The following is a 22928-nucleotide window of genomic DNA, read 5'->3' on the forward strand; positions in this document are numbered from 1 at the left end:
GGGAGTTCCTCCTGCGTTGAGGCCATGTCCCCCTTCCCATGGCTGGTGATCGTCCACGCCCTGGCTGCCACGGTGTGGACCGGCGGCCACCTGGTGCTGGATCTGGGCGTGCTGCCGAGGGCCCTGCGGGAGCAGAGCGCTGAACGCATCCGTGATTTCGAGGCGATCTTCGAGCCCCTCGGCCTCACGGCCCTCGCCATCCAGGTGATCACGGGCCTCTGGATGGGCTCGATCCTGCTGCCTGGCTTCGATGGACTGTTCAACCCAGCGAGCCCGATCGGCGTGCTGGTGGGCACCAAGCTGCTGCTGCTGGGCGCCACTGCCGCCCTGGCCGTGCATGCCCGGCTGCGGCTGATCCCCAACCTCACGGACACCAACCTCGGCGGCCTGGCCTGGCACATCCGCGGCATCACCGCCCTGGCGATCGCCTTCGTGGTGGTGGGTGCCCTGATCCGGCTGGGTGGCGTGCCGGGCTGAGCGGGTCCATTCGTTCTTCGCAGGAGAATGGACCCCAACTCCCCATGCCCGGTGGAAGGTGGCTGCAGAACGACGTCATGTCCTTGCCGCCCATGTCCATCCCGATGATCGATCTCCCCTTTCTGGCGCAACTGCTGGTGGCCCTGTTCGTGGTCGCCACCCTGGATGGCCCGCCGCCGGTGGAACCCGCCCAGGATCCGCCTCCCAGGGAGCCGGAGCCGCCTGAGCCGTTGCCGGGTGGCTGGTCGGCGGAGACCGACCTCCACGCCCAGCGCCTCCTGCGGCTCGAGAAACGCCGTGACACCTTTGCCTCCCAGCCGTGACCGGCCAGACGGATCAGGTTCCTAAAGTCTTTCAGCGATCGGCCACGCACGAGGGAGTGGGCGCCATGCTCGAAGCTGTCGACCAGAAGGCGCTTTTTGATTACTGGCACGACCGTGTCCGGCTGAAGAACCTGCCGCGCATAGGCGCGCAGGACCACGTGCCGACCCAGGTGCTGCGGCATGAGTGCACCAACTACGACGAACTCAGACACCTCAAGGCCGTTCAGGACCTTGACGAACTGGAGCGCTGCCGTGTCATCGCCATCATCAAGTACGAGTGCACCGCCAAGGTGCTGCAGCGGCGTACGGGACTGCTGAGGGATTACGCCCGGCAGTGTGAAGCCAACAGCCTGACGCAGCAGAAGGAACGCTCGCGCCTTGGCGCCCTGCTGCAGAAGCTCAAACAGGCGCTGCGGGGCCAGCAGGTCAAGATCGATCGCCTCGAAGCCCGCCTCCAGGCCCTGGAGGCGGAAAATGCCGCGCTTCGCTCCGAGCAGCAGCAGTCGAAGGCCGAGCTGCAGTTGCAGAAGGAGCTGCTTGCCCTGCAGCGGGCCCTCGATGCCGAGGTGGAACGTCGCCGGCAACTCGCCAGGAACAACCAGAGCCTCGGCGGCCGTGTCGCCCACACCGATCGTTACCGGCGTCAGCGCGACGAACTGCGGGAGGCCCTCAGGGCCGAACGCCAGACCACCCGGCAGCTGCGCGGGGAGCTGGAACGGCTCCGGGCCGGGGAGCAGCTGGGCCTCGGCCTGGCCGAGTAGGGCCATGGCCAGACCACCATCCCCCCGCTCCGCGACTGCCCGAGTCAAGCCGCCCACCATCACCGAGCTGAAGCGCGAGGTCCTGACCCTGGCCGGGGTCTCCAGCACCCGGGAGCTCAAGCGCACCAACCAGGACCTGCGCCATCTCGATTTCCGCCTCAAGGCGAGCTGGCGTACCGCCCTGGAGGTGCTGCAGCAGGCGGCGGCCGCCTATCCACACTGGGACACCCAGCCACCCGAGGAGTTCAGGGAGCTGTTCGCGGCCATCGATGAGGCCAATGAGGCCTATGGCCAGTCGATCGAGGAGGGCCTGAGGCTCAGCGCCCAGCTCCAGAAGGCGGCCGACGATCTGGAGTCCCTCTCCGGCGAGCTGCTGGAGGAGGCCGACGAGCTCAGGACTGTCCAGGCCGCCTCCCGCCGTCAGGCGCGCCAGCGCCGGCTCAACTGAGCGCGCCGCGAGGGATTTTGGTTCCGGTCCATTCGGCTGAGGAAGCGGTAACTGGCGAAGCCGATCACCACCATGGCGAGCATGAAGGCCGGATAGGAGATGTGCCAGTTGCGGGGGCCTGTGATCATCGTCCACTCGGACATGCCGCCGATGCCCGCCAGCAGGGTCAGCGGCATGAAGATCGTCGTGATCAGTGTCAGGCGCCGGACGGTGGCGTTGGTGTCGTTGGCGGCCTTGGCCATCTGATTATTGAGCATTGACAGGTACATCTCCATCAGGCTGGTGACGATGTCCCGGTACGACTCGGTGACTTCATAGAAGCGCACCAGATGGTCGTAGATATCGCGATAGTGGTAGATCGCCTTCTTGGATACCAGGGGGAAATCTCCCCGGCAGATCTTGCTGAGGATCTCCCGTTCATGAAACAGGCTCTTGCGCAGCCGCAGCAGGTAGCGCCGGAACCGGATCAGCTCGACCGGCTGAAAACTCGCCGGATCCGCCATCAGGGCTTCTTCCACTCCATTCAGCTCATCTTCGAGGGCCTCGATGGCCACGAACTTCTGATCGACAACCTGATCGAGGATCAGGTGCATGAGATGGGACGGGCCCTGGCGGGCCTCTTCGATGTCCCTCTCGACCATCTTTTCCACCCCATCGAGGTAGGAGCGGTGACTGGAATCCAGGTGGCTGATGCTGACAAGAAACCGCTGACCGAGGAACAGGTTGATTTCACCCACCTCAAGGACACCGTGGCCGTACTGAAATGTGTTGAACAGGATGAAGGTGTTATCTGGATAATCGTCGATCTTGGGAATCTGATGATCATCGAAGCAATCCTCGATCGAGAGCGCATGCAGGCCCAGCAGGCCGACGAGCTGGTCCAGATCGTCCCTGCTGGCCTCGCGGTAATGCAACCAGGCGAAACCATCCAAATCGCTGACGCTCACCGCCTCGATCGCCGACGCCACCCGCTTCACCGGGCCCGTACGGCCGATCCGATAGAAGCTGGCGTCAGACATCGGGTCCATCGTGTCACGGAAACGGCTTCGGTTTTGGCAGGCTGGCTGCTTCACTCCCTGACCGGATGCCCCACCACGGCGATCGCCCCACCAAGACCTGCCCGGTCTGCGGCCGACCCTTCCAGTGGCGCCGGAAGTGGAAGCGGGTCTGGGAGGAGGTGCGCTATTGCTCCGAACGCTGCCGGCGCCACCGCAACCGCGCCCGCCCGGATTCCAGCGAAGGCCCTCAGATCTCGAATTCCGCCACCAGCGCCGCATGATCCGAGCCCGGATCGGCGACACGGTCCGACGGTGATTCGGAGATCGACGGCAGATGGTCGCCGGCCAGCACCGTCCGGGCCACGGGGATGTTGCCGGGATTCACCAGCCGGTGGCTGGCCAGGATGTGGTCGATCAGTTCGCCCCGTCCCTGGAAGCGGCGGCTGAAGGGGGCCTCGCCCGGGGGTTCCCCGTTCGGCCCGACATTGAGGAGCGGTGCCAGGTTCCAGAGGCGGTAGCCATCGCCCTTGTCGCCCCGCCGGAATCCCTCGGTGCCCAGTTCGGAGCCGCTCGGCCCCTGCAGGATCTGGGTGGTGGCGGCGTCGGTCGCATCGTTGAGATCGCCGCAGACCACCACCGCCTTCTGGCGACCCAGCCCTTCCTCCGGATCCGATGATCCGGCGCAGCCGGAGAGAATCTGGTTGACCCGATCCCGCAGCGTCAGCGCTTCGGTGGTGCGCCGGTACAGGCCGTAGGCGGCATAGCGATGGCGTTCGTTCTCGTCGTTCGGGGCGAACTGGCTGCCGTCCACCAGCCCCTTCTGGCGCGCGTAGGAGATCAGCTTCGACTTGAAGTGGGCGGTGATGATCCGCACCGGGTGCCCCTCGATCTCCACCACCACCTCCAGGGCGCCGCGTCCCAGGGAGGCGGTGAGGGACTCATCCGCGGGGGTGGCGGGATCATCAAACACCGGATCCCTGGCCTGGACGGGGAAGATCATCTCCGGAAAGGCCACGATCGAGCGGCTGGTGCTGAAGGGGTAACGGGACAGGACGGCCACGCGGATGCCCCGGCCGTCGGGTCTGCCCTCGATGGCATGGGGCAGGGGGTTGGTCAGCGCCCCCTGCAGTGCCTGCATGGCCCCGTCCGGGCCGATTTCCTGCAGGGCGAGCACGTCGGGCCGCTGGCTGTCGATCACGGCGGCGAGCGTGGCGAGCTTGGCCTGGAAACGGGCGTGCACCTGCTCGCTGGCGCCGGCCTCGGGGAGGAACAGGTTCTCCACGTTCCAGCACATCAGGGTGAAACTGGCCATCGGCTGTCTCGGCAGGGGGTCAGGACAGGATCAGGTTGGAGGCTGAGAACTGGACCGGTCCCATCAGCATCACTTCGAAGTCGCTGGTGCCGTTGCCGTCGAGATCTCCCTGCAGGAGGGCGTTGGTCTGCCAGCGATTCTGTTCCAGCCGCAGCTGGCCCGCCTCCCCGTAGAACGCCCTGGAGCCGATCCAGGTGAAGGACTGAAGGCCAGCTCGGCGGCTGTCGGCGTCCACCCTCGAGAGGTCGATCCTGTCGTCGGCGGCGAAGTCGGTGATGACATCACGCCGCTCCGGGCTGCTCAGGCTGCTGTCGGCGCGGACATAGACGAAGGTGTCCCGGCCGCCTCCGACCAGACCTTTCCACTGGGCCGGCGCTCCGGGCAGACCGAAGAACGCCAGGTCGCGGAAGCTGTTGGGGGCGGACCAGTTCGGGGCCAGAGGGGCGCCAGCCAGCCAGTCAGCTCCGTAGCCACCCGAGATGATGTCGTCGCTGCCGCTGCCGACGATGCCGTCATTGCCGCTGGTGCCGATGCTGGACGGGGCCAGCGCTCCGATCGTGAGGCTGACATTGGCGATGGCGGCAACTGTGAAGGTGCCGTAGTAATCGTCCTTGGAAGCGGTATAGAAACCGACGAAGTTCGGGTTGCCGGCTGTGGGTGATGTCCCGGCCGTGTCGGGGAGTCGCCCGGCCGCCTTCTCCCGCGCCGCCTGGGAGCGGAGGGTCGTGGTGTAGGCGTTCGATTCAAAGGAATAGTTCGGATTCGGTTTGTCGGCGCTTGGATCGGCATTGGTGTAGCCGTAGTTCCATACATTCCAGTTGTGGGCGAAGAACTTCTCGCCCGTTGGCTGGGGCACCAGCGCCCCCTGCTTGCCATTCATGGCGGTCCAGGAGGTGTTGGTGGAGAAGTCGAAACCGAAGGCCGGATAGGTCTGCTGGGGATTCAGGCTGCTGGCGCCGGCGGAGAGCGGGTAGCCGAAGGGGGAGGGCCCGTAGGGCACCTCCTGGAGGAACTGGATCCAGCCCGCGGGGGCATTCGGCGGCCAGTAGGCGGGTTGCCCCAACTGAACGGCATTGGCCATGATCACCTGCTGCTGCCAGAGCCGCATCGGGCCGACGAACCGCCGGTTCGGGGCATCCCAGAGATTCGAGGCCGTCCCGACACCTGTTCCCGAGGCGGCACTGGTGACGAATCCACCCGGCGGCAGGGCGGCGAAATCCGTGGCGATCGCGGCCGCGTTCAGGAAGCCGAAGTTGTGGATCGTCCCCGAGCTGTCGGTGATGTTGGTCTGGATCGGATAGGCCCAGTCATCGATGTAGGACATGTCAGCGGAAAAGCCGCTGCCATCGATCGTGTATTCGTAGAAGGAGAAGGGCGCTGTGATGTTCCAGCCGATCGGTTCCTGGCCAGGGTTGGCGAACAGCGTGGCGGAGCTCGAGACGTAGATCCTCATCTGAGGAGCCGCCAGGATCTGAACGCTGTTCAGACCCGGGGAGAGGGTGTTGCTCTGGCCGGGCTGGAGCGGCTCAACGCTGAACCCTGGGCCGACGACGTAGTAGTAGAGGCTGCCTCCTGACTGGTTGTTGATGGTCAGGGAGGCGGTGGCCATGGTCCAGCTCGATACCCGGATCCAACGTAGGTGTCACCGGATGGACGTCAGCCAGCGGGCGCTGCGTTGCAGTCCTTCGTCGCAGTCGCCCTGCATCAGCAGGCCCGCCCCACCCCACAGCAGCCGCGGGGCCAGATCCAGCGGGCCGCCAGCCAGCTCCCGCAGCGGCGTGAAGCCGAGCCGCCGGAAGTAGCGCACCAGCCGCCGGTGCTGCTGCTCCCCATCGCGGATCGCCAGCAGGCGCGCCGAGCGGCAGGGCGTCTCCTCGAGGGCCCAGGCGAAGGTGGCCGCCCAGATCAGCGGCCCCACGGCTTCGCTGCGCTCCCCCTGCACCCGCATCGTGTCGAGGCGCAGGCCATCGGCCAGCGGCAGGCACCAGCCCTTGAGCTCCCCCAGCAGCAGGGGCGGCTGCTCCGCCCGGGCCCGGGCCACCCCCACCCGCAGCCCCCGCACCCCCGCCAGCCCCTGCACCTGCAGCCGCAGCAGCAGGCCGCGCTCCCGGGCCTGCTGCTCCAGAACCTCCAGGTTCAGCATGGTGCGTCGCCCGGCGGCGGTGGCGCAAAGAGCTCGGCGGCCAGCACCGCCTCCAGCGGCAGCGGCCCGTGGATGTGGGGGAAGCATTCGCCGCTCTCCGGGGCCGGCTCCCAGAGCAACGGCGCGGTCAGGCGCCGGGGGTCGATGGTCAGCAGCAGCACTTCCCCCGCATCGGCATAGAAGCGCCCGTAGGTGCCTTCCACCTGGTCGGCGCCGCTGGCATGGATGAAGCCCACCTCCTGCAGCGACTGGCCGCGGGTCGAGCGCTCGTACACCCCGCGGGCTTTGGCGTCCCGCCAATCGTTGGCCAGGGCCAGGTGATAGATCCAGTGCTCGGAGCGCCAGGGCCGGCGGGGCGCCCAGGGCCCGGCCATCACCGCCGCCAGTTCGGGTCCCTGCAGGAAGCGCTGCAGCCAGTCCTGCAGTGGAGCCAGATCCTCCTGCCGGTCGAACCCCTCCGGATCGGCGAGCCGGAACTGGCGCACGAAGGGCAGCAGGGCCACATCGGCCAGGGATGGCCGCCCCCCCACCAGCCAGCCGCCGGCCTCCAGGGCGGCGCTCCAGCCGCGCAGGATCGCCAGCGCCTCGGGGCGGTGCTGCTCCCGGTCGCCGCCGGGGTGGCGCTCGGGGTACTTGAAGCGATCGAGATGGTGCTTGAACGAATCGTCGTTCTCAGCGATCAGGGCGGCGATCCGGGCCCGCTCCCGCGCAGCGGCTTCGGTGCTCCCCTGGCGCCGCAGGTCGCCGGGGTCGTGGCGCTCCAGGGCCCACGCCATCACCGACAGGCTGTCCGGCAGCACCCGGGCGGCCCCCTGGGGATCGTTGCCGGCGTCGGACGGCAGCACCAGGGCCGGCACGGTGGCGGCGGCGGAGGCCTCCAGCAGTTCGGGGGGCTTGCGGCCCAGGTGCACCTCCCGAAGCTCGAGATCCACCCCCGGCGTCAGCCCCGCCGCCGCCAGGGCCAGCCGTGCCCGGATCGCATAGGGGCAGCGCCGGAAGCTGTACAGGATGGGCAGGCGCGGCGCCATCCGCTCAGCCGCCCACGCAGGGCATCACCCGGCCGATGTGGGTCTCACCGGATGCCTTCGCCCGTCCCATCTGGCGCTGGCGTTCGGCGAACCGCTCCCGGTCGGCGTCGGAGAAGCGACCGATGCAGTGGCGGCAGCTCACCCCGGCCACGTAGCTCTCCAGGGCCAGGTCGGCGGGGGCCAGGGGCAGGCCGCAGGCATGGCACACGTGATATGTCCCCGGCTGGAGCCGGTGGTCGAGGGCCACCCGCTGGTCGAACACGTAGCACTCGCCGTGCCAGCGGCTCTCGGCCTCCGGCACCTGTTCGAGGTAGTTGAGGATCCCCCCCTGCAGCTGCAGCACGTTGTCGAAGCCCTGGTTCAGCAGGTGGGCGGTGGCCTTCTCGCAGCGGATGCCGCCGGTGCAGAACAGGGCCAGCCGCTGCGGCCGCTGCTGGGCCACGAGGGGCCGCAGGTGCTGCTCCACCCAGGCGGGAAAATCCCGGAAGTGCTCGGTGCCGGGGTCGATGGCGCCAGCGAAGCTGCCCAGGGCCACCTCGTAGTGGTTGCGGGTGTCGATGGTCAGGGTGCCGGGATCGTCCAGCAGGGCATTCCAGTGCTCGGGGGGAACCGGAACCCCTGTTCCCCGGGACGGCTGGGCCGAGGGCTCGGCCATCGTCACGATCTCGGCCTTCAGGCGCACCTTGAAGCGGTGAAACACCCGCCCTTCGGCCTCACTGCGCTTCACCTCCAGGTGCGCCAGGCGTGGGTCGGCCTGCAGCAGCTCCAGCAGGGCGGCCACGCCGGAGGCCGATCCGGCGACCGTGCCGTTGATGCCCTCGGTGGCCAGCAGGATGGTGCCCAGCAGGCCGGCCTCGCTCCCCAGCGCCAGCAGCCTGGTTTGCCAGTCGGGCAATTCCTCGCTGGCCAGGGGGACGAACCTGTAGAAGGCGGCGACCTGCACCCTCAGCGGCCGGCGGCGGCCGCCAGCTGCACCCGCACCCCGGCGGCCCGCAGCAGCTCCTGGTCGCTGGCCACCGCCGGGTTGGAGGTGGTGAGCAGGGTGTCGCCGTAGAAGATCGAATCGGCCCCCGCCAGCAGGCAGAGGATCTGGGCCTCCCGCCCCAGCTGCTCGCGCCCGGCGCTGAGCCGCACCCGGCTGTGGGGCATGAGGATGCGGGCGGCGGCCACCATCCGCACCAGCTCCAGGGGGTCGACCGCTGGTAGACCTTCCAGCGGGGTGCCCTCCACCGCCACCAGGGCATTGATCGGCACGCTTTCGGGATGGGGATCCAGGCAGGCGAGCACCTGCAGCAGCCCGGCCCGGTCGTCCGGCGTCTCGCCCATGCCGATGATGCCGCCGCAGCAGAGGTCGATGCCGGCGCCCCTCACCCGCTGCAGGGTGTCGAGCCGCTCCTGGTAGGTGCGGGTGGTGATGATCCGGTCGTAGTGCTCGGGGCTGGTGTCGAGGTTGTGGTTGTAGGCGGTGAGTCCCGCTTCCGCCAGTCGGGCCGCCTGGCCGTCTGTGAGCATGCCGGCGGTGACACAGGCCTCCAGGCCGAGCTCCCGCACCCCCCGCACCATGGCGAGCATGGCGTCGAAGGGGGCACCATCACGGATCTCCCGCCAGGCCCAGCCCATGCAGAAGCGGTGGGCGCCGGCCGCCTTGGCCTGCCGGGCGCGCTCCAGCACCGGCTCCACCGCCAGCTCCGGCCGGCCGCCCACGTCGCTGGGGTTGTGCATCGACTGGGGGCAGTAGGCGCAGTCCTCCTCGCAGCCCCCGGTCTTGACGCTCAGCAGCGACGCCAGCTGGACGTGGTAGCCGGGATTGGCGCTGCGGTGCACCGCCTGGGCCTGCCACAGCAGATCCATCAGGGGCAGGTCGAGCAGGTCCTGGATCTCCTGGCGGGACCAGTCGTGGCGCACGCTCATGGGGTGGTCTCCACACCGTTCTGGACGCCACTCTGCACGCCACCGAAGCGGCGCTGGCGCCCCTGATAATCCAGCAGCGCCGCCAGCAGGGCCTCGGTGTCGAAGTCGGGCCAGAGCACGTCGGTGATGTGCAGCTCGGCGTAGGCCAGCTGCCAGAGCAGGAAGTTGCTGATGCGCTGCTCGCCGCTGGTGCGGATCAGCAGATCGGGGTCGGCATCGCCGGCGGTGAACAGCTCGGCAGCGAAGATCTCCTCGTCGATGCGGGCCGGATCGAGCTCGCCGCGGGCCGCCTGCTCGGCCAGGCGGCGGGCCGCCCGCACCAGCTCACTGCGGCCGCCGTAGTTGGTGCAGACGTTGAAATGGATGCCGGTGTTGCCGGCCGTGCGCTCGGTGGCGTCGTTGATCAGGACCCTGAGACCCTCCGGCAGGGGGTCGAGGTCGCCGAGGAAGCGGATCCGAACCTGCTGGCGCTCGAGCGCCTCGAGCTCCTTGGCCAGCACCCGTTCGAACAGGGCCATCAGAAAGGCCACCTCCTCCCCGGGCCGGGTCCAGTTCTCGGTGGAGAACGCATAGGCGGTGAGGGCGCCGATGCCCCAGTCGCTGCAGTGGCGCAGGGTGCGCTTGAGCACCTCCACCCCGGCCCGGTGTCCCATGGCCCTGGGCAGCCCCCGCTGACGGGCCCAGCGGCCGTTGCCGTCCATGATCACCGCGACGTGACGGGGCAGCCGAGCCGGATCGAGCTGGGCGGGCAGCTGATCGGGATCGGACGATGGAGTGGTCGCCAGGGCGCGACTCATCCGCGATGTTCCGGCGGGTCCGCAGCCACGCTACGCCCCGTGGGAGCGGTGGCCAGGGCGTCGGTGAGCAGGTCGTGAAGCCGGCTGCTGGTGATCGGCCGCTCCAGCCGCCCCTGGGAGGCAAGCGAGAGGGTGCCTGTCTCCTCCGAGACGACGATGCAGAAGCAGCCGTCATGGCGCTCGGTCAGCCCCATGGCGGCCAGGTGGCGGGTGCCGTAGCGGTTCAGGCCCTGGCGCGAGAGGGGCAGGATCACCCCGGCGGCCACGATGCGGTTCTTCTGGACCAGCACGGCGCCGTCGTGCAGGGGCGTGTCCACCGCGAAGAGGTTGAGCAGCAGGTCGACGGAGAGCTGGGCGTCGATGCGGATGCCGGGGTTGAGGAAGTCCTCCGGGCGCAGATCACTGCCCAGGTCGAGGACGATCAGGGCGCCGCAGCGCGCCTGGGAGAGGCGGCCGGCGGCCTCGGTCAGCAGGCTCACCGACCCCGAGGCCAGCTGGTCCCGGCTGCGGTCGGCGAACAGCACCCCGAGGCGTCCGGTGCCCAGCAGTTCCATCAGGCGCCGCAGTTCCCCCTGCCACAGGATCGCCAGGGCCAGGCTGCAGGCCAGCACCAGCGCATCCACCAGGCTGCTGGTCAGCGGCAGGTTGGCGTAGCGCTGCACGAACCAGGCCAGCGCCACCAGAAACAGGTAGCCGCGCAGCAGCCACAGGGTGCGCGCCTCCGTGACCCTGCCGAGCAGCAGGAGCCCGAGCAGGGAGGCGAACAGAAGATCCAGCAGCAGGCGGAAGTCGATGAGCCGCAGCCAGATCACAAGACAAGGGAGGGGCAGGCCGGTTCAACGGGTGGCCGCCTGACCGGCTCAGGATACCGGCAGGAGCCGGTGGGGCAGGACGTCGTAGCGCAGTAGGTCTTCCGGCTGCTCGCGCCGCTGCACCACGTCCGCCACGCCGTCGTGGACGAGCACCGCCGCCGGCCTGGGGATGCGGTTGTAGTTGGACCCCATTGCCGCGTTGTAGGCGCCGGTGGCGAACACGGCGAGCACGTCGCCGGGGCTGGTGAGCGGCAGGCGGACGTCGTGGAGCAGCACGTCGCCGGACTCGCAGTGCTTGCCGGCCACGGTCACCGCCTCGGTGGCCTCCGCCAGCGGGCGGTCGGCGAGAGCGGCCGTGTACAGCGACTGGTAGGTGATCGGCCGGGGGTTGTCGCTCATTCCCCCATCCACCGAGATGTAGGTGCGCAGGCCGGGGATCTCCTTGCGGCTGCCCAGCGTGTAGAGCGTCATCCCCGCCGTCGCCACCAGGGACCGGCCGGGTTCGCACAGCAGCCGTGGCAGCGCCAGCTGGCGCTGGCCGCAGGCCTCGGCCACCGCCGTGGCCACCACCCGCACCCACTCCTGGATGCTCGGCGGGTCATCGGAGCCCACGTAGCGGATGCCGAGGCCACCGCCGACGTTGAGGTCGCCGCAGGGGTGGCCCAGGGAGCGGGCCAGGCCGAGGGCCTCGGCCATCACCCCGGCCAGGTCGCGGTGGGGTTCGAGTTCGAAGATCTGGGAGCCGATGTGGGCGTGCAGGCCATCCACCCGGGCCCAGGGGCAGGCGGCCAGGTGCCGCAGCACCGCCTCCAGCTGGTCGGGGTCGAAGCCGAACTTGCTGTCGAGGTGGCCGGTGCGGATGTACTCGTGGGTGTGGCACTCGATGCCCGGGGTGAACCGCACCAGCACCCGCACCGGCGCGGGGCGTCCGGCCGCCAGGGTGGCGAGCAGGGTGATGTCGTTCCAGTTGTCGAGGATCACCGTCACCCCCCGGTCGACGGCGAGCTGGAGCTCCTCGGCCGATTTGTTGTTGCCGTGGAAGACGATCCGCTCGGCGGGCATGCCGCCCTGCAGGCCGGTGAGCAGCTCGCCGGCCGAGACGGCATCGAGGCCGAGACCCTCGGAGGCCACCAGGGCCGTGATGGCGAGGGAACTGTTGGCCTTGGAGGCGTAAAGGGCCAGGGCCTCGCCGGGGTAGTGGGCGGCCAGGGCCTCCCGGTAGGCCCGGCAGGTGGTCCGCAGGGTGGCCTCGTCGAGCACGTAGAGCGGCGTGCCGTAGGTGCGGGCCAGGTCGCTCAGCAGGCAGCCCCCCACCTCCAGGCGACCCAGGGCGTCGAGGCGGGCGGTGAGCGGGGCCAGGTTGCGGTTGGGGCTGAGCGGATCGCCGCCGTGCTCAAAGGGCCCCCCGGGGGCGATCGGCGCCGCGGGGACGGGAGCGACCGGATCGGTCGCCGGGGAGGCGCTGGTCACCATGGCGGCCTGTGCGGGGAGGGGGTCAGGATGTCCGATCGTAAGGATGTTCGTGTCCAACGGCCGTGCCGGCACCACCTCCGCCACCGCTGCCCGCCCCGACCCTGTGCCCGCTGGTCCCGGCCGATTCCGTGGACTGCCTGGCCCTCGACCGGGCCGCCCTCGGCGGCCTCTGGAACCTGGAGCAGTGGCAGCGGGAGCTGGAGGAGGAGGGCCGGCCGGGCCTTGGGCTGCGCAGGGGCCCCGAGCTGCTGGCCATGGCCAGTGGCTGGCTCGTGGTCGACGAGCTCCACATCACCCTGGTGGCGGTGGCCCCGGACCAGCGCCGTCGGGGGCTGGGGCGCCGGGTGCTGCAGGAACTGATGGCCACCGGCCGCGCACGCGGTGCCACCCGCGCCACCCTGGAGGTGGCGGCCGGAAACGGGCCTGGGATCGCGCTGTACGGGGCCCTGGGGTTCCGCACCGCCGGCATCCGTCATGGTTACTACCGCAATGGAGAGGATGCCCTGATCCAATGGGTCAACCTGACAATGTGCTCCTGACAATGTGACAGGGGTGTGGATAACCGTAGATTGCTATACCTATTTCTGCTGATTCCTGGCGTTTCGTTTGTGTTCTGGTCCGTCTGAGCGCCTGCGGCACATGGGTTTCGCCTGAGAGTGCTCCCCAGCTCCCACAGGGCCCTTCAATCCTGATAGGTTGGATCCACTTGCATCAGGTCCCGCCCCATGTTCGAGCGGTTTACCGAGAAGGCCATCAAGGTGATCATGCTGGCCCAGGAAGAGGCCCGCCGCCTCGGCCACAACTTCGTCGGCACCGAGCAGATCCTGCTGGGCCTGATCGGCGAGGGCACCGGTGTCGCCGCCAAGGTCCTCAAGTCGATGGGGGTCAACCTGAAGGACGCCCGGGTCGAGGTCGAGAAGATCATCGGCCGCGGCTCCGGCTTCGTCGCCGTCGAGATCCCCTTCACCCCCCGGGCCAAGCGGGTGCTGGAGCTCTCCCTGGAGGAGGCCCGCCAGCTGGGGCACAACTACATCGGCACCGAGCACCTGCTGCTGGGCCTGATCCGCGAGGGCGAGGGCGTGGCGGTCCGGGTGCTCGAAAACCTCGGCGTCGACCTGGCCAAGGTCCGCACCCAGGTGATCCGCATGCTGGGCGAGACGGCCGAAGTGGCCTCCGGCAGCTCGGGCAAGGGCTCCACCAAGACCCCCACCCTCGATGAGTTCGGCAGCAACCTCACCCAGCTGGCGGCCGAGTCCAAGCTCGACCCCGTCGTGGGCCGCCAGAACGAGATCGACCGGGTGATCCAGATCCTCGGCCGCCGCACCAAGAACAACCCCGTGCTGATCGGTGAGCCGGGCGTCGGCAAGACCGCCATCGCCGAGGGCCTCGCTCAGCGCATCACCCAGGGCGAGATCCCCGACATCCTCGAGGACAAGCGCGTCCTCACCCTTGACATCGGCCTGCTGGTGGCCGGCACCAAGTACCGGGGTGAGTTCGAGGAACGGCTCAAGAAGATCATGGAGGAGATCCGCTCCGCCGGGAACGTGATCCTGGTGATCGACGAGGTCCACACCCTGATCGGCGCCGGTGCCGCAGAAGGCGCCATCGACGCCGCCAACATCCTCAAGCCGGCCCTGGCCCGGGGCGAACTGCAGTGCATCGGCGCCACCACCCTCGATGAATACCGCAAGCACATCGAGCGCGATGCGGCCCTGGAGCGCCGCTTCCAGCCGGTGATGGTGGGCGAGCCCTCCGTCGTTGACACGATCGAGATCCTCAAGGGGCTGCGCGAGCGCTACGAGCAGCACCACCGCCTCAAGATCAGCGATGAGGCCCTCGTCGCCGCCGCCACCCTGGGCGACCGCTACATCAGCGACCGCTTCCTGCCCGACAAGGCCATCGACCTGATCGACGAGGCCGGCAGCCGCGTGCGCCTGCTCAACTCCAAGCTGCCGCCGGCGGCCAAGGAGGTCGACAAGCAGCTGCGCGGCGTCCAGAAGGAGAAGGAGGACGCCGTCCGCCAGCAGGACTTCACCAAGGCCGGTGAACTGCGTGACAAGGAGGTGGAGCTGCGCGACCAGATCCGCACGATCCTCCAGGCCCGTCGCGACGACGAACCCGCCGGCACCTCCGGCGAGACCGACACCCCGGCCCTGCTGGGTGGCCCCGTTACCGACGACGCCAGCGAGGAAAGCCGCTCGCCCCTGGTCACCGAGGAGGACATCGCCCAGATCGTCGCCTCCTGGACCGGCGTGCCCGTCCAGAAGCTGACCGAGAGCGAGTCGGTGAAGCTGCTGAACATGGAGGAGACCCTCCACCAGCGCCTCATCGGCCAGGACGAGGCCGTCAAGGCCGTGTCCCGGGCCATCCGCCGGGCGCGGGTCGGCCTCAAGAACCCCAACCGCCCCATCGCCAGCTTCATCTTCTCCGGCCCCACCGGCGTCGGCAAGACGGAACTCACCAAGGCTCTCGCCGCCTATTTCTTCGGCAGCGAGGACGCCATGATCCGGCTCGACATGAGCGAGTTCATGGAGCGCCACACCGTCAGCAAGCTGATCGGTTCGCCTCCGGGCTACGTGGGCTTCAACGAGGGCGGCCAGCTCACCGAGGCCGTGCGCCGTCGTCCCTACACCGTCGTGCTGTTCGACGAGATCGAGAAGGCCCACCCCGATGTCTTCAACCTGCTGCTGCAGCTGCTGGAGGACGGCCGGCTCACCGATTCCAAGGGCCGCACGGTCGACTTCAAGAACACCCTGATCATCATGACCTCGAACATCGGTTCGAAGGTGATCGAGAAGGGCGGTGGCGGCCTCGGCTTCGAGTTCGGCGGCGGCGACGTGGAGGAAACCCAGTACAACCGCATCCGCTCCCTGGTCAACGAGGAGCTCAAGCAGTACTTCCGCCCCGAATTCCTCAACCGTCTCGACGAGATCATCGTCTTCCGCCAGCTCACCCGCGACGAGGTGAAGCTGATCGCCGAGATCATGCTGCGGGAGGTCTTCGCCCGCATGCAGGACAAGGGCATCGGCATGTCCGTCACCGAGGCCTTCAAGGAGCGCCTCGTGGAGGAGGGCTACAACCCCAGCTACGGCGCCCGTCCCCTGCGCCGTGCCGTGATGCGCCTGCTCGAGGATTCGCTGGCGGAGGAATTCCTCTCCGGCCGGATCGGAGAGGGCGATGCCTGCCTGGTGGATGTCGACGACGACAAGCAGGTGGTGATCCGCAAGCAGACCATCACCCCGCCGCTGCCGGAGCTGGCCAGCGCCAGCGCCTGATCGATCGCGACCCGGATCGGCCGACTTCTACATTTCATCCATGAGATGGCGGCCATGACGGATCCCCTGCAGACCCAGGCCATCGCCCCGGCGGCGGTGCTCCGTGGGGAGGGTGCCTGGCTGCAGGCCCTTCCCCGCATCGTCGCCCTGGGCCGCAGCCCCCTGCTGCTCGGCCGCAGTGCCTCCACCTTCGGGCTGCGCCAGCAGCTGGCGGTCGATCTGGAGCAGGCCGGTGCCCGCCCCGTGGCCAGCCAGGGTCTGCGCGACTGCTGCGACGACGACCTCGGGCCCCTGGCCCTGGACGCCGCCGCCGCCGGCTGTGATGCAGTGATCGCTGCCGGTGGCGGCAAGGTGCTGGATGCGGGCAAGCTGCTGGCCCAGCGGCTCGGCCTGCCCTGCATCACGGTGCCCACCAGCGCCGCCACCTGCGCCGGTTGGACGGCCCTGGCCAACCTCTACACCCCCGAGGGGGCCTTCCTGGGCGATGTCGCCCTCGACCGCTGCCCGGACCTGCTCGTCTTCGACCACGCCCTGGTGCGGCAGGCGCCGGCCCGCACCCTGGCCAGCGGCATCGCCGATGCGGTGGCCAAGTGGTACGAGGCCTCGGTGAGCAGCGGGGCCAGCGGCGATGGGCTGGTGCAGCAGGCGGTGCAGATGGCCCGCCTGCTGCGGGATCTGCTGCTGCTGGAGGGGGAAGCCGCCCTGGCCGACCCCCATGGGGAGGCCTGGGTGCGGGTGGCCGAGGGCTGTGCCCTCACCGCCGGTCTGATCGGCGGCATCGGTGGTGCCCGCTGCCGCACGGTGGCCGCCCATGCCGTCCATAACGGACTCACCCAGCTCGCCGCCACCCACGGCTGCCTGCACGGCGAGAAGGTGGGCTTCGGGGTGCTGGTGCAGCTGTGGCTGGAGGAGCAGCTGGCGGGCAACCGCCTGGCGGCCCAGGCCCGCCGCCAGCTGCTGCCTTTCTTCCGCACGCTGGGGCTGCCCACCGATCTCGAGGCCCTGGGGCTGGCCGGCGCCAGCCTCGACCAGCTCCGCCAGGTCTGTCGCTTTGCCTGCCGGGAGGGCTCCGACCTGCACCGGCTGCCCTTCGCGGTCGCCCCCGAGGATCTGCTCGCCGCCATGGTGGGCGCCACCGCCGAGCGGCAGCAGGCGTGACGGACGGCCCCTCCAGCGGCCGCGACCTGGTCACGGCCGCCACCGCGTCGCTGCTCGATCCCCTGGGCCGCGACCTGGCCGCCCAGGTGCAGTGGTGGGAGCTGCCACAGCACCCCGGGCAGTGGCCCGTGGCCGTGCTGGGGGAGGGACCGCCCCTGCTGCTCCTGCATGGCTTTGACAGCTCCTTCCTGGAGTTCCGCCGCCTGGCCCCCCTGCTGGCCCAGCGGCACCGGCTGCTGATCCCGGACCTGCACGGTTTCGGCTTCTGTCCCAGGCCCGCGGAGCGCGCCTACACGCCCCAGGCCGTGCTGGCCCACCTCGATGCGCTGCTTGAGGCGCTGGAGCAGCGGGAGCCCGCGGGCGGGTGCAGGCTGGGCCTGATCGGCGCCTCGATGGGTGGTGCGGTGGCCGTGGCCCTGGCCCGGCGCCATCCCGACCGCTTCGAGCGCCTGCTGCTGCTGGCCCCGGCCGGTCTCACCGGCCGGCCCATGCCCCTGCCGCCCCTGCTGGACGGGCTGGGGGTGCGCTTCCTGGCCCTGCCCTCGGTGCGCAAAGGCCTCTGCCGCAGCGCCTTCGCCGACCCCGACCGGGATGTGGGTCCGGCGGAGCTGGAGATCGCCTCGCTGCACCTGAAGTCGCCGGGCTGGGCCGGCGCCCTGGGCCGTTTCGCCCGCAGCGGCGGCTTCGCCGGCTGCGGCGACCCCCTGCCCCCCCAGCCCCTGGCGGTGCTCTGGGGCGCCGACGACCGGATCCTGCGGGCTCCGCAGAAGCGCGCCGCCCAGGCCCTGCTGGGCCCCCGCATCACCGAGCTGGCGGCCTGCGGCCACCTGCCCCACATCGACCAGCCCGAGCAGGTCGCCGCCGCCTGGCTGGGCGCCCCCTGCGCCCCCATCCCCACCCACCACCCATGACCCCCGCCTTCCGCCTCTGCCTGCCGCGTCTTCTCGCCGGCCTGCTGCTCGTGCTGCTGCTCGGGGTCCCCGCCCTGGCGCTTCCCGGCCGGGCCGAGGCCTCCCTGCTGCACCTGGAGGGACCGGTGCCGGAGGATCTCGGCGTGCACGGCGGCTCCCTCTCCCCCTGTGCGGCGCCAGCCCACTGCGCCCGGGCTGACTGGCCGATCACCGATCCGGAAGCGGCCCTGAGCGCGTTGGTGCCGATCCTGGAAACCACCGAGGGGGTGCGGATCCTCGAGCGGGACGGCCGCTACCTGCACGCCACCGCCACCAGCCGGTTGTTCGGCTTCGTCGACGACCTCGAGTTGTACGCCCAGCCCGCCGCCGGCATCCTGCAGGCTCGCTCCATCTCCCGGCTGGGGGATTCGGACCTGGGCGTCAACGGCCGCCGGCTGGCGGCCCTGCGGCAGGAACTGCCTGGCAGCTGAAGCTCTCGATGGCGCCGCGGCGGTGCAGAAAGCGGGGCTGGGCCGGATCCTCGAGGCTCCACCACCAGATTCCGTCGGTGTAGCTGGGCGGACCGGCGTTGTTGGTGCGCGGCAGCTGCAGCCGCAGGTCGCGCCACTCCAGCAGCACCGTGGCGCCGGGCACCGTGCCGGCGGCGGTGTTGGGGATCCCCGGCGCATCCACCGCCCCGTTGTCGCTGGTCGCCAGCAGCAGGTCGCCGTCGCAGCGGTAGGGGACGGCCGTGGCCGCCGCCGCCGTCGCCGGGCTTCCCAGGGCGAGGCAGAGCAGCAGCACCAGGGCCAGCAGCCGGCCCGTCAGGGACTGGGCACTGCGCAGGGCCCCCTCGATCCGGCCGAAGCCCGGCCCCGCGATGAAGTCGCCGCAGAAGGCCACCCGGCTGCGGGGGCAGACCGTGGCGGCGGCCGGCAGGCCGGGGGCCGTGGGGAAGGCGGCCCCCCAGCGCATCAGCTGACGTCGCTCCACCCCCGCCAGCGCCTCGCCGCCGCCGTGCCGTTCCCCCAGCCAGGGGGCCAGGGCCGCCGCGACGGCCGCCTCCAGCGCGGTGATCGCTGCAGCGTCATCGGGCTCCTCCTCCAGAACCCCATGGGCCACGACGGCGCAGCGGCCATCGGCCAGGGGCTGGATCGACAGCCGCCGTAGCCCCCAGCGCCGCTGGGCGGGGCCGTCCAAGCCCAGCAGCCGGAAGGGCAGGGCCAGCCAGCGGGCCGCCGCGGCGGGCTCGATCGTCAGCATCAGGTTGGTGCGCACGTCCATCTCCATGCTGGCGAGGGCCGCCAGGGCGGCCTCCAGCTCGGCGTCGCCAAGGCCCTGCGACGCCTGCAGCAGCGGCACCTGCGGCCAGTCGAACCGCTCAAGGGCCCGGGGATGGGCCAGCAGGGTGCCGGTCAGCACCAGCCAGTCGGCCTCCCCCAGCACCGCCCCGGTGGCATCGGCCAGGCGCCAGCCCCCTCCGGGCCGGGCCTCCAGGTGGCGCACCAGGGTGCCGTAGCGGCCATCGAGGCTCCCCGCCGGTCCCTGGGCCTCCGCCAGGGCCAGCAGCCCCCGGGCGAGGTCGTCCATGCCCTGGCGGCCCCGGTAGAGGCGGCCGCGCAGCAGGGGATCCCCATCGGCCGGCCCCAGGTTCCCTGCGCTGTCCAGCACGGCCGCCGGCTCCCGCCAGGGCTCGATCCAGCCCCCCGCGAGCAGGGGCGCCACCAGCTCCGGTTCGGGGCCCTCGAGCAGGTTGACCAGGGGTGCCCCGTGGTCGATCTGCCAGCCGGGGTCGTGGCGGGAGCGGCGGGTGGCGGCCCGGCCACCGGGACCCCGACCCGCCTCCCAGAGCACGATCGACCCTCCCCAGCCGCCCCGGCGCAGCCCCGCGGCCAGGGCGCAGCCGGCCACCCCGGCACCGATCACCGCCAGCGAGGGCGCCGGTCGCCCCTGGGGCTGGCCAGACTCGGCGCTGGATCCAGCCATGGAGCGACCCCGATGACGCCTGACGACAAAGCCATCCTGGCGGCGTCCGCCCCCTGGCTGGGGGCCCTGCTCAACGTCGTGCCCGGCCTGGGCACCGGCTACATCTACCAGCGCCGCTGGCGTGCCTACTGGATCACCACGGCCCTGGCCACGGGCTGGTTCCTGCTGGGGGCGGTGCTGGGGGGCGCCGGCACCGTGGCGGACCCGTCGACCGCCGATCCCACCGACCAGCTGATCGGCCTGGGGGGGCTGCTGCTGCTGGCGGCGGTCACGGCCGCCGAGGCCTTCCGCGCCGCCCGCCAGGCCCGGACGGAGTGAGAATCTGGGGAGCCCTGTCCCCTGGTGGCGGATGAGCGAGACCCCGGACGGCGAGCGACCCAGCGAGCGCCCCAGCGAGGAGATGGCGCCCGAAGCCTCCGAGACCACCGGCGGCCCGGTGATGGGCCTGCTGGCCCGGGGGCTGGAGCTGTGGCTGCGCCAGCAGTGCGACGCCATCGAACGGCTGGAGATCCGCCTGGAGGGCTCCGGGCTGCGGCTGCTGCGGGGGCGGCTCGACGGCGTGCGGCTGCGGGCCCGGCGGGTGGTCTACCAGGCGATGGAGATCGAGGAGGTGGAGCTGCGCTGCGATGGCATCCAGGTGCGCATGGGTTCCCTGGTGCGCAACCAGGCGGTGAAGCTGGAGTCGCCCTTCCGCATCCAGGGACAGGTGAGCTTCAGCGGCGATGGGCTGAGCCGCTCCCTGAGCACCCCGGCCTGGCGCAGCCTCGGCGACGGCCTGGCCGACGACCTGCTGGGCCTCACCCCCCTGGCGGGGCTGCGCATCCGGGAGGACCGGCTGCTGCTGCGGGCCTTCGCCAGCGGCGACCGGGAGCCGGTGGAGCGGGAGGTGGCGGTGCGGGCCGATAGCGGCACCGTGGAACTGCGCTGCGCCGAGGGCACCCCCCACGCCCGGCTGCCGATGGATCCCAACATCCGCATCGAGCGGGCCGAGCTCGGCGCCGGACTGCTTCACCTGGAGGGGGAGGCGCGGGTCTCTCCCTGAGGGGCCCTCAGCCCCGCTGCAGCAGGGGCAGCACCAGGGTCACCAGGGAATAGACCACCGCCGGCACGAACAGGTAGCTGTCGATCCGGTCGAGGATGCCGCCGTGGCCGGGGATCGCATCGCCGGAGTCCTTGAGGCCCGCATCCCGTTTCATCATCGATTCGGTCAGGTCACCCACCAGGGCGAACAGGGAGACCACCGCCCCCAGCACCGCGCCGATCAGCCAGCCCCAGCGCCAACCCAGCAGCACCCCGCCCAGGCCCCCCACCAGCAGGGCGCAGGCCACCCCGCCCAGGGCCCCCTCCACCGTCTTCCCCGGGGAGATCGGCGAGAGGGCGTGGCGCCCGAGGCGCCGGCCGATCACGTAGGAGCCGATGTCGGTGGCCACGATCATCAGGCAGGCCAGCAGGGTGAGGGCCATGCCCGGACTCCAGGGCCAGCCCAGCCCCTCAAGGGCGGGAGCCAGGGCGGGATCGGTGAGGTCCCGCAGCTTGATCCAGTGGCTGGGCAGGAAGCCCAGATAGAACAGGCCGAACACCGAGGCGGCGATGTCGGCGATGGTGCCGGTGACGGGCTGGAGGAGCAGCCAGCCGCAGATCACCGCCCCGGAGGCGGGCAGCACGGCCGCCGCCACGTCGCCCGCCATGCCGCTCCCCCCCCAGAGGCTGCCGGCGGCCACCTGGGTGGAGACCAGCAGCAGTTGCACCGCCACCAGGGTGGTTTTCACGGCCGGCCGGATGCCCTTGAACTGGGCCATGCGGAAGAACTCCAGCAGGCCCAGGTGCACGATCACCCCCACGGCGACGGTGAACCACCAGCCGCCCAGGCCCACCACCACCAGCCCGAAGCCACCCGCCAGCCAGCCGCTCAGCAGGCGGGAGAGGGACGTGGCGGGGCGGGGGGCGGGAGGCAAGGGTTCGGACTCAGCGCTCGGCGGCGATCACGAACAGCGGCTCGGCGGCCGCCAGCTTGGCCTGGCTGCCGCGGCGCTGCATGCGGTGCACGGTGGCCTGCACCACCTGCACATCGTGGGCGCCCAGCTGGGCGAGGGTGTCGGTGGCCTTCACCAGGCCCTCCAGGTTGACGGTGCTGATCACCAGCCGTCCTGAGGGCTGCAGCGCCCCCCAGACGGACCGCAGCACGTCCTCCAGGGGTCGCCCCACCTCCAGCAGCACCCGGTCGGGGTTGGGGGGGAGCAGGGCCAGGCCCTCCGGGGCCTCGCCGGCGTGGATGTGAAGGTTGTGGATGTCGAAACGCTGCCGGTTGCGTTCCAGCAGCTCGATCGCCTCCGGATCCCGTTCCAGGGTGTGCACCGCACCGCCGGGCATCAGCCGGGCGATCTCCAGGGCCAGGGCGCCGGTGCCGCCGCCCACGTCCCAGACGAGGGAATCGGCCCGGGGCCGCAGGTGGGCCAGCAGCATCACCCGCAGCTCCAGCGGTGTGGGGCTGAAGCCCGGGGCGTCCTCGAAGGCGCTGTCCGGCAGTCCGGGGGTGACGAAATCCCAGTGGAAGGGGTTCGGCAACGGGCTCACGAACCGGCCACGACGCTCACCGTATCAGCGATCTGACCGGGCCAGAGACGCCGTTGCGCCAGCAGCCAGTCGGCGCGGGCCGCATCGATCCGCTCCCCTGGCACCAGCAGCGGGATCCCCGGCGGATAGGGACAGATCGGCGCCGCCGCCACCCGGCCGGCGGCCTGCTCCAGGGGGACGGCCTCGGCGGGGCTCCGCCAGGCCACGCCGATCGGCAGCTCCGGTGCCGCCAGCAGCGGCAGGGGGGGCGGCGTGAACGGGGGCAGCGGCGGCCCGCCGAGGGCCCGGCGCAGACCTTCCAGCTGGCGCGGCAGGCGCCGCTCCACACCCCGGGGAGGATTCAGCCCCAGGCAGAAGGTGAGGGCGCCAGGTTCCGGCAGCTCCGCGATCACCCCCCGCTCCAGCAGCCAGGTGTCGGCCTCCAGGCCGTTGATCCCCAGCGGGGCCGTGGCCAGCACCAGGCGCAGGGGATCGCCGTTGGCCACCAGCGGCAGGCCCAGGTCCTCCAGCCGGCGGCGCAGCCGGCTCGCCCGGGTCACGGCCCGCTGGCGCTGGCGCTGGC

The 22928-nt window shown here is 70.7% G+C and carries 26 protein-coding genes; 12 read left to right on the forward strand and 14 right to left on the reverse strand.

Features of this window, described 5'->3' with window-relative positions; translation table 11 throughout:
• Positions 1-24: 24 nt before the first annotated feature.
• The 4 genes from CJZ86_RS06755 to CJZ86_RS06770 all read left to right on the forward strand — a co-directional run bounded on the left by CJZ86_RS06755 (position 25) and on the right by CJZ86_RS06770 (position 2009).
• Complete coding sequence (locus CJZ86_RS06755; protein ID WP_094585180.1) at positions 25-477, forward strand: CopD family protein; 453 nt, start codon at positions 25-27, stop codon at positions 475-477.
• A 104-nt stretch (positions 478-581) separates the two neighbouring features.
• Positions 582-800, forward strand: coding sequence for a hypothetical protein (locus CJZ86_RS06760; RefSeq protein WP_233133887.1), 219 nt, complete (start codon positions 582-584; stop codon positions 798-800).
• Positions 801-865: 65 nt separating this feature from the next.
• Positions 866-1561, forward strand: a complete 696-nt coding sequence (locus CJZ86_RS06765; RefSeq protein WP_094585182.1) for a hypothetical protein — start codon at positions 866-868, stop codon at positions 1559-1561.
• Between the two features lie 4 nt (positions 1562-1565).
• A complete protein-coding gene (locus CJZ86_RS06770) occupies positions 1566-2009 on the forward strand; it encodes a hypothetical protein (protein ID WP_094585183.1) in 444 nt (147 codons plus the stop codon).
• Here CJZ86_RS06770 and CJZ86_RS06775 read toward each other — a convergent pair.
• Positions 1982-3082 carry a magnesium transporter CorA family protein gene (locus CJZ86_RS06775; protein WP_233133888.1) on the reverse strand — a complete coding sequence of 367 codons (1101 nt, stop codon included), beginning with the start codon at positions 3080-3082 and terminating at the stop codon, positions 1982-1984. The two genes, CJZ86_RS06770 and CJZ86_RS06775, sit on opposite strands and share 28 nt — an antisense overlap.
• An 11-nt stretch (positions 3083-3093) precedes the next feature.
• Here CJZ86_RS06775 and CJZ86_RS06780 point away from each other — a divergent pair, with 11 nt between their 5' ends.
• Positions 3094-3288, forward strand: coding sequence for a DUF2256 domain-containing protein (locus CJZ86_RS06780; protein WP_094585185.1), 195 nt, complete (start codon positions 3094-3096; stop codon positions 3286-3288).
• On the opposite strand, the gene CJZ86_RS06785 is transcribed toward CJZ86_RS06780, so the two are convergent.
• Genes CJZ86_RS06785 through lysA form a run of 9 tightly spaced genes read right to left on the reverse strand, consistent with a single transcriptional unit; the run spans position 3255 to position 12483 of the window.
• Positions 3255-4319 (reverse strand): endonuclease/exonuclease/phosphatase family protein, encoded by a 1065-nt coding sequence (locus CJZ86_RS06785; protein ID WP_198960092.1) that lies wholly within the window; start codon positions 4317-4319, stop codon positions 3255-3257. The two genes, CJZ86_RS06780 and CJZ86_RS06785, sit on opposite strands and share 34 nt — an antisense overlap.
• Before the next feature lie 19 nt (positions 4320-4338).
• The gene (locus CJZ86_RS06790) at positions 4339-5928 is read right to left on the reverse strand and encodes a M10 family metallopeptidase C-terminal domain-containing protein (RefSeq protein WP_094585186.1); all 1590 of its coding nucleotides are present in this window, start codon (positions 5926-5928) and stop codon (positions 4339-4341) included.
• A 33-nt stretch (positions 5929-5961) separates the two neighbouring features.
• Positions 5962-6462: a hypothetical protein gene (locus CJZ86_RS06795; RefSeq protein ID WP_094585187.1), complete on the reverse strand. Its 501-nt coding sequence runs from the start codon at positions 6460-6462 to the stop codon at positions 5962-5964.
• Entirely contained in the window at positions 6456-7490 is a 1035-nt protein-coding gene (locus CJZ86_RS06800) for a DUF952 domain-containing protein (protein ID WP_094585188.1), read from the reverse strand. Before CJZ86_RS06800 ends, CJZ86_RS06795 begins: the two co-directional genes overlap by 7 nt.
• Positions 7491-7494: 4 nt before the next feature.
• The gene (gene trhO / locus CJZ86_RS06805; protein WP_198960095.1) at positions 7495-8439 is read right to left on the reverse strand and encodes an oxygen-dependent tRNA uridine(34) hydroxylase TrhO; all 945 of its coding nucleotides are present in this window, start codon (positions 8437-8439) and stop codon (positions 7495-7497) included.
• Positions 8436-9401 (reverse strand): biotin synthase BioB, encoded by a 966-nt coding sequence (bioB, locus tag CJZ86_RS06810; protein ID WP_094585190.1) that lies wholly within the window; start codon positions 9399-9401, stop codon positions 8436-8438. The genes trhO and bioB overlap by 4 nt, the downstream gene beginning before the upstream one ends.
• Positions 9398-10198, reverse strand: a complete 801-nt coding sequence (gene uppS / locus CJZ86_RS06815; RefSeq protein WP_094585191.1) for an undecaprenyl pyrophosphate synthase — start codon at positions 10196-10198, stop codon at positions 9398-9400. Before uppS ends, bioB begins: the two co-directional genes overlap by 4 nt.
• The gene (gene cdaA, locus CJZ86_RS06820; protein WP_094585192.1) at positions 10195-11010 is read right to left on the reverse strand and encodes a diadenylate cyclase CdaA; all 816 of its coding nucleotides are present in this window, start codon (positions 11008-11010) and stop codon (positions 10195-10197) included. The genes uppS and cdaA overlap by 4 nt, the downstream gene beginning before the upstream one ends.
• A gap of 48 nt (positions 11011-11058) precedes the next feature.
• Positions 11059-12483 carry a diaminopimelate decarboxylase gene (lysA, locus tag CJZ86_RS06825; protein WP_094585193.1) on the reverse strand — a complete coding sequence of 475 codons (1425 nt, stop codon included), beginning with the start codon at positions 12481-12483 and terminating at the stop codon, positions 11059-11061.
• 62 nt (positions 12484-12545) lie between these two features.
• Between lysA and CJZ86_RS06830 the strand changes: the two genes are divergently transcribed.
• The 5 genes from CJZ86_RS06830 to CJZ86_RS06850 all read left to right on the forward strand — a co-directional run bounded on the left by CJZ86_RS06830 (position 12546) and on the right by CJZ86_RS06850 (position 18297).
• Positions 12546-13022 carry a GNAT family N-acetyltransferase gene (locus CJZ86_RS06830; protein WP_094585194.1) on the forward strand — a complete coding sequence of 159 codons (477 nt, stop codon included), beginning with the start codon at positions 12546-12548 and terminating at the stop codon, positions 13020-13022.
• A 186-nt stretch (positions 13023-13208) separates the two neighbouring features.
• Positions 13209-15758, forward strand: coding sequence for an ATP-dependent Clp protease ATP-binding subunit (locus CJZ86_RS06835; protein ID WP_094585195.1), 2550 nt, complete (start codon positions 13209-13211; stop codon positions 15756-15758).
• Positions 15759-15812: 54 nt separating this feature from the next.
• A complete protein-coding gene (locus CJZ86_RS06840) occupies positions 15813-16916 on the forward strand; it encodes an iron-containing alcohol dehydrogenase (protein WP_094585213.1) in 1104 nt (367 codons plus the stop codon).
• Complete coding sequence (locus CJZ86_RS06845) at positions 16913-17827, forward strand: alpha/beta fold hydrolase (protein WP_094585196.1); 915 nt, start codon at positions 16913-16915, stop codon at positions 17825-17827. The genes CJZ86_RS06840 and CJZ86_RS06845 overlap by 4 nt, the downstream gene beginning before the upstream one ends.
• The gene (locus tag CJZ86_RS06850) at positions 17824-18297 is read left to right on the forward strand and encodes a DUF1499 domain-containing protein (protein WP_094585197.1); all 474 of its coding nucleotides are present in this window, start codon (positions 17824-17826) and stop codon (positions 18295-18297) included. Before CJZ86_RS06845 ends, CJZ86_RS06850 begins: the two co-directional genes overlap by 4 nt.
• Here the strand turns inward: CJZ86_RS06850 and CJZ86_RS17605 are convergent.
• The gene (locus tag CJZ86_RS17605) at positions 18248-19792 is read right to left on the reverse strand and encodes a DUF8671 domain-containing protein (protein WP_094585198.1); all 1545 of its coding nucleotides are present in this window, start codon (positions 19790-19792) and stop codon (positions 18248-18250) included. The genes CJZ86_RS06850 and CJZ86_RS17605 overlap by 50 nt on opposite strands.
• A gap of 12 nt (positions 19793-19804) precedes the next feature.
• On the opposite strand from CJZ86_RS17605, the gene CJZ86_RS06860 reads away from it, so the two are divergent.
• Both CJZ86_RS06860 and CJZ86_RS06865 read left to right on the forward strand, forming a co-directional pair.
• Positions 19805-20110 (forward strand): DUF8646 family protein, encoded by a 306-nt coding sequence (locus CJZ86_RS06860; RefSeq protein WP_094585199.1) that lies wholly within the window; start codon positions 19805-19807, stop codon positions 20108-20110.
• A 31-nt stretch (positions 20111-20141) separates the two neighbouring features.
• Positions 20142-20834, forward strand: coding sequence for an LmeA family phospholipid-binding protein (locus CJZ86_RS06865; RefSeq protein ID WP_233133889.1), 693 nt, complete (start codon positions 20142-20144; stop codon positions 20832-20834).
• Between the two features lie 7 nt (positions 20835-20841).
• Here CJZ86_RS06865 and CJZ86_RS06870 read toward each other — a convergent pair whose 3' ends face one another.
• The 3 genes from CJZ86_RS06870 to CJZ86_RS06880 all read right to left on the reverse strand — a co-directional run.
• Positions 20842-21747, reverse strand: a complete 906-nt coding sequence (locus CJZ86_RS06870) for a phosphatidate cytidylyltransferase (protein ID WP_094585200.1) — start codon at positions 21745-21747, stop codon at positions 20842-20844.
• Between the two features lie 10 nt (positions 21748-21757).
• Positions 21758-22357: a precorrin-6Y C5,15-methyltransferase subunit CbiT gene (gene cbiT / locus CJZ86_RS06875; RefSeq protein ID WP_094585201.1), complete on the reverse strand. Its 600-nt coding sequence runs from the start codon at positions 22355-22357 to the stop codon at positions 21758-21760.
• 5 nt (positions 22358-22362) lie between these two features.
• Positions 22363-22928 (reverse strand): Orn/Lys/Arg family decarboxylase (locus CJZ86_RS06880; protein WP_502690421.1); only part of this gene is annotated, 566 nt, incomplete at its 5' end.

The organism is Synechococcus sp. BO 8801, from assembly GCF_002252675.1.
Classification (GTDB): domain Bacteria; phylum Cyanobacteriota; class Cyanobacteriia; order PCC-6307; family Cyanobiaceae; genus Cyanobium.

Bases quoted from the DNA above. Each gene is read 5' to 3' on its own strand.
- CJZ86_RS06800 (WP_094585188.1), bottom strand. From the start codon at position 7,490: ATGGCGCCGCGCCTGCCCATCCTGTACAGCTTCCGGCGCTGCCCCTAT.
- CJZ86_RS06760 (WP_233133887.1), top strand. From the start codon at position 582: ATGATCGATCTCCCCTTTCTGGCGCAACTGCTGGTGGCCCTGTTCGTG.
- CJZ86_RS06835 (WP_094585195.1), top strand. From the start codon at position 13,209: ATGTTCGAGCGGTTTACCGAGAAGGCCATCAAGGTGATCATGCTGGCC.
- CJZ86_RS06840 (WP_094585213.1), top strand. From the start codon at position 15,813: ATGACGGATCCCCTGCAGACCCAGGCCATCGCCCCGGCGGCGGTGCTC.
- CJZ86_RS06860 (WP_094585199.1), top strand. From the start codon at position 19,805: ATGACGCCTGACGACAAAGCCATCCTGGCGGCGTCCGCCCCCTGGCTG.
- uppS (WP_094585191.1), bottom strand. From the start codon at position 10,198: ATGAGTCGCGCCCTGGCGACCACTCCATCGTCCGATCCCGATCAGCTG.
- CJZ86_RS06780 (WP_094585185.1), top strand. From the start codon at position 3,094: ATGCCCCACCACGGCGATCGCCCCACCAAGACCTGCCCGGTCTGCGGC.
- CJZ86_RS06790 (WP_094585186.1), bottom strand. From the start codon at position 5,928: ATGGCCACCGCCTCCCTGACCATCAACAACCAGTCAGGAGGCAGCCTC.
- CJZ86_RS06865 (WP_233133889.1), top strand. From the start codon at position 20,142: ATGAGCGAGACCCCGGACGGCGAGCGACCCAGCGAGCGCCCCAGCGAG.
- lysA (WP_094585193.1), bottom strand. From the start codon at position 12,483: ATGGTGACCAGCGCCTCCCCGGCGACCGATCCGGTCGCTCCCGTCCCC.
- bioB (WP_094585190.1), bottom strand. From the start codon at position 9,401: ATGAGCGTGCGCCACGACTGGTCCCGCCAGGAGATCCAGGACCTGCTC.
- CJZ86_RS06850 (WP_094585197.1), top strand. From the start codon at position 17,824: ATGACCCCCGCCTTCCGCCTCTGCCTGCCGCGTCTTCTCGCCGGCCTG.
- CJZ86_RS06755 (WP_094585180.1), top strand. From the start codon at position 25: ATGTCCCCCTTCCCATGGCTGGTGATCGTCCACGCCCTGGCTGCCACG.
- CJZ86_RS06765 (WP_094585182.1), top strand. From the start codon at position 866: ATGCTCGAAGCTGTCGACCAGAAGGCGCTTTTTGATTACTGGCACGAC.
- CJZ86_RS06770 (WP_094585183.1), top strand. From the start codon at position 1,566: ATGGCCAGACCACCATCCCCCCGCTCCGCGACTGCCCGAGTCAAGCCG.
- CJZ86_RS17605 (WP_094585198.1), bottom strand. From the start codon at position 19,792: ATGGCTGGATCCAGCGCCGAGTCTGGCCAGCCCCAGGGGCGACCGGCG.
- CJZ86_RS06785 (WP_198960092.1), bottom strand. From the start codon at position 4,319: ATGGCCAGTTTCACCCTGATGTGCTGGAACGTGGAGAACCTGTTCCTC.
- CJZ86_RS06795 (WP_094585187.1), bottom strand. From the start codon at position 6,462: ATGCTGAACCTGGAGGTTCTGGAGCAGCAGGCCCGGGAGCGCGGCCTG.